The 4,337-nt window shown below is 56.1% G+C and carries 4 protein-coding genes; 3 read left to right on the top strand and 1 reads right to left on the bottom strand.

Features of this window, described 5'->3' with window-relative positions:
* Positions 1–322 precede the first annotated feature (322 nt).
* Positions 323–1,126, bottom strand: coding sequence for an exodeoxyribonuclease III (xthA, locus tag GKAS_RS22825; RefSeq protein WP_035897757.1), 804 nt, complete (start codon positions 1,124–1,126; stop codon positions 323–325).
* Between the two features lie 450 nt (positions 1,127–1,576).
* On the opposite strand from xthA, the gene GKAS_RS22820 reads away from it, so the two are divergent.
* The 3 genes from GKAS_RS22820 to GKAS_RS22810 all read left to right on the top strand — a co-directional run.
* Positions 1,577–2,797, top strand: coding sequence for an aspartate aminotransferase family protein (locus GKAS_RS22820; RefSeq protein ID WP_035897755.1), 1,221 nt, complete (start codon positions 1,577–1,579; stop codon positions 2,795–2,797).
* Complete coding sequence (astA, locus tag GKAS_RS22815; RefSeq protein WP_035897754.1) at positions 2,794–3,825, top strand: arginine N-succinyltransferase; 1,032 nt, start codon at positions 2,794–2,796, stop codon at positions 3,823–3,825. The genes GKAS_RS22820 and astA overlap by 4 nt, the downstream gene beginning before the upstream one ends.
* On the top strand, positions 3,825–4,337 hold a 513-nt coding region (locus GKAS_RS22810; RefSeq protein ID WP_035897753.1), incomplete at its 3' end, for an aldehyde dehydrogenase family protein. The genes astA and GKAS_RS22810, both read left to right, overlap by 1 nt.

The following is a 4,337-nucleotide window of genomic DNA, read 5'->3' as shown; positions in this document are numbered from 1 at the left end:
CAGTTAACAGCAAAAAACAACACAAATGTCACTGAAACCGATGAGTCCCCGCTGGAAATCGGCGAGCCGGAGAATGGAAGACAAGGTCAGGACGCCATGGATGGCGTCCTGAGGCGAACCGAGACAGGATGTCGAGTTTCGCCGTGCCGCAGGCTGGAGTCGTAGGCGAGCGCAGTGCGAAGCACCGATTTCCCTGCGGGGCCGCGGGGATTGCGAAGGGGGGCGCGGCCGCCCCCCTTGGCCCGTTCACCGGTGATGGAACTTCATATTCCACCTAACGAAAAGTGAACGGAACAGCTTCGCCAAACTAGCAAATTCGAGACTACTTAAACGTCGCCCACACAGGCGCATGATCCGACGGCTTCTCCATCCCACGGATCTCATAATCAATCCCCGTCTCCACGCAGTGCGCCGCCAGCGGTTGGCTCGCCAACAGCAAATCAATACGCAGCCCACGATTATCGTCAAACCCCTTGGAACGATAGTCAAACCACGAAAAACGATCGTTAGTCTCCGGATTCGCATTACGGAACGTATCCACCAGACCCCAGCCCAGCAGACGCTGCATCCACTCGCGTTCTTCCGGCAGGAACGAACACTTACCGGTGCGCAGCCAGCGTTTACGGCTGTCTTCACCAATCCCGATATCGAGGTCGGTCGGGCTGATGTTCATGTCGCCCATAATCAACACCGGGTTCTCTTTGCTCAGTCGGGTTTCCAGATAGTCCTGCAAATCCTGATAAAACTTAGTCTTGGCCGGGAATTTAGTTTCATGGTCACGGCTCTCTCCCTGCGGGAAATAGCCGTTCATCACCGTCACATTACCAAACGGCGACGGGACTTCGGCGATGATCAGACGACGCTGCGCTTCAGGGTCATCGGTCGGGAAACCACGGTGTACCGCAATCGGCTCGGCTTTGGTCAGCAGCGCCACGCCGTAGTGGCCTTTTTGCCCGTGGTAGAAAACGTGGTAACCGAGTTTAGCCACGTCTTCCAACGGAAACATGTCGTCGTGAACTTTTGTCTCCTGCAGGCCAATCACATCAGGTTGATGTTTTTCAACGATGGCTTCCAGTTGATGAGGGCGGGCGCGCAGGCCGTTGATATTAAAAGAGACAAATTTCATAGTCGGAGTCACTTTACCTGGTGAATTGTGACGGGATAGTAGCAGAATTTAACGTGGCTCGCTGCTTCCGGCCGGTGGTATCACCAATTTCTTTTATCGTTACTGCCATGTTACCGAGCAAAAAACGCACCAGATTGAGGCAATCTGCGCCGTAATGAGGCGTAAATCTACGATAAATTTCGCAGTTGATCACAAATCCAGAATGATATTTTGCTGATGCATAATATTTCTTAATTTCACCCTGCAATCATCGACTGTTGTCACTAATATTCACTTTTTATGCATTTTGTATGAATAAGTGACTGATGTAACTTATTGATATTTCGTTGTCAAACCTCGTTTATGCATTTTTATCTCTCGCTGGCACGAACCGTGCAATCTACATTTAAGGTGAAACGCACTCAAATTATTAACATAAAATAAACCATTTATTTACTTATCGAGGTCGCTATGTCTCAGTCAATCAGCCGTCAGTATTTTGATCAGTGGATGATGCAGGTATACGCACCGGCACCGTTTATTCCTGTTCGCGGTGAGGGGGCCTGGCTGTGGGATCAAGAGGGAAAAGGGTATATCGATTTTGCGGGCGGGATTGCCGTGAATGCCCTGGGACACGCGCATCCCGCGATGGTCCGCGCCCTGACCGAGCAGGCGACGAAATTCTGGCATACCGGCAACGGCTATACCAATGAACCGGCGTTAAGGCTGGCGAAGCAGTTGATTGATGCCACCTTTGCTGACCGCATTTTCTTTTGTAACTCCGGGGCGGAGGCCAATGAAGCGGCGCTGAAAACGGCGCGTAAATTCGCCCATGACCGCTTCGGCGCACATAAAAGCGGCATTGTGGCGTTCAAAAATGCGTTTCACGGCCGCACGCTGTTTACCGTTACCGCTGGCGGCCAGCCCGCTTATTCGCAGGACTTTGCGCCGCTGCCGCCGGACGTGCGTCACGGAATATATAACGATCTGGAATCTGCGCGCATGCTGATTGATGACAGCACCTGCGCGGTGATTGTCGAGCCTATTCAGGGGGAAGGTGGGGTGATCCCGGCGACGCCTGCGTTTTTACGTGAACTGCGCGAGCTGTGCGACCGCCACCATGCGGTGCTGATTTTCGATGAAGTACAGACCGGCGTAGGCCGCACCGGCGAACTGTACGCCTACATGCACTATGGCATCACGCCGGATCTGCTCACCACTGCGAAAGCGCTGGGCGGCGGCTTCCCGATTGGTGCGCTGCTGGCGCGTGAAGAGGTGGCGAGCGTCATGACCGTCGGCACCCACGGCACCACCTACGGCGGTAACCCGCTGGCCTGCGCGGTCGCGGGTGAGGTGCTTTCTATCATCAATACGCCTGCGGTGTTAAACGGCGTCAAACAGCGCGAACAGTGGTTTAAAGAGCGCTTACAGGCCATAAATGCCCAGTTTGGATTGTTCAACGAGATTCGCGGCATCGGCCTGCTGATTGGCTGCGCGCTGCGTGACGAATACGCCGGAAAAGCCAAGCAGATTAGCCTGCTGGCCGCCGAAGAGGGGCTGATGGTGCTGATTGCTGGCGCCAACGTGGTGCGTTTTGCCCCTGCGCTCATCGTCAATGAAGAGGATGTGACGCTCGGTCTGAACCGTTTCGCCGCGGCCTGTGAACGTTTTGTCGCGGGAGAATCATCATGATGATAATCCGTCCAATCACGTCCGGTGACTTGTCCGGTCTGCTAAAACTCGCCGGGAAAACGGGCGGCGGGCTGACCTCGCTACCGCAGGATGAAGCGACGCTCGGAGCACGCATTGCCCGCTCGCAGGCCACCTGGCAGGGGACGCTGCCGCGCGGCGACCAGGGCTTTGTGTTCGTGCTGGAAGATACCCGCAGCGGTGATGTGGTGGGGGTCTGCGCCATTGAGGTGGCCGTCGGCATTAACGATCCCTGGTATAACTACCGGGTTGGCACGTTGGTGCATGCGTCAAAAGAGCTGAACGTCTACAACGCGCTGCCAACGCTGTTTCTGACCAACGATCACACCGGCAGTAGCGAACTGTGCTCACTGTTTCTTGACCCAGAATGGCGCAAAGAGAGCAACGGACACCTGCTGTCATCCTCACGTTTTCTGTTTATGGCCGCCTTTCGCGACCGCTTTAACCACAAGGTGGTGGCGGAGATGCGCGGCGTCATCGACGACCACGGCTATTCGCCGTTCTGGGAGAGCCTCGGCAAGCGCTTTTTCTCAATGGAGTTCGCCCGTGCGGATTATCTCTGCGGTACCGGGCAGAAAGCCTTTATCGCCGAACTGATGCCAAAGCACCCGATCTACACCGATTTTCTTAGCGAAGAGGCGCGGGCAGTGATTGGTCAGGTGCATCCGCAAACGGCGCCTGCACGTGCCGTGCTGGAAAAAGAGGGCTTCCGCTATCGTGATTATGTCGACATTTTCGACGGCGGGCCGACGCTGGAGTGCGATATTGACCGCGTACGCGCGGTGCGCAAAAGCCGCCTGGTCACGGTGGTCGCGGGTGAACCGGCGGGAACGGACCTGCCGCTGTGCGTAGTGGCAAATGAACAGTATCAGCACTATCGCGCCATGCTGGTGCATGCGGACCCGCAGGCTGATGTCCTGACGTTAAACGCTGAACAGTCCGATGCCCTGAACTGCCACCCGGGCGATGCCGTTCGCCTGGTACGCCTGTGCCCTGAGGAGAAAAAATAATGAGCCTATGGATTAACGGACAGTGGCTGAAAGGCCATGGCGCGGTGCGTCAGAGCGTAAACCCGGTAACCGCAGAGACGGTGTGGCAGGGTAACGATGCGGATTCCGTCCAGGTGGCGATGTCGGTCGCGGCGGCACGCTCGGCCTTTCCCGCCTGGGCTCGTCTGCCGCTGTGGGAACGTCAGAGGATAGTCGAGGCTTTTGCCGGGCTGCTGGAAGTGAATAAAACGTCGCTCGCTGAAACGATTGCTCGTGAAACCGGCAAACCGCGCTGGGAAGCGGCAACGGAAGTGGTGGCGATGATCAATAAAATCGCCATCTCCATCAAGTCTTATCACAGCCGTACCGGAGAGAGCCATACCGAGATGGCGGACGGTGCAGCGTCACTGCGTCACCGTCCGCACGGTGTGCTGGCGGTTTTCGGCCCTTATAACTTTCCCGGGCATCTGCCGAACGGTCATATCGTTCCGGCGCTGCTGGCGGGTAACACGCTGGTCTTTAAGCCCAGCGAA

The organism is Kluyvera ascorbata ATCC 33433 (assembly GCF_000735365.1).
Classification (GTDB): Bacteria; Pseudomonadota; Gammaproteobacteria; order Enterobacterales; family Enterobacteriaceae; genus Kluyvera; species Kluyvera ascorbata.
Note: the sequence above shows the minus strand (reverse complement) of the source record. Positions and strands in the feature narration are given on the sequence as shown.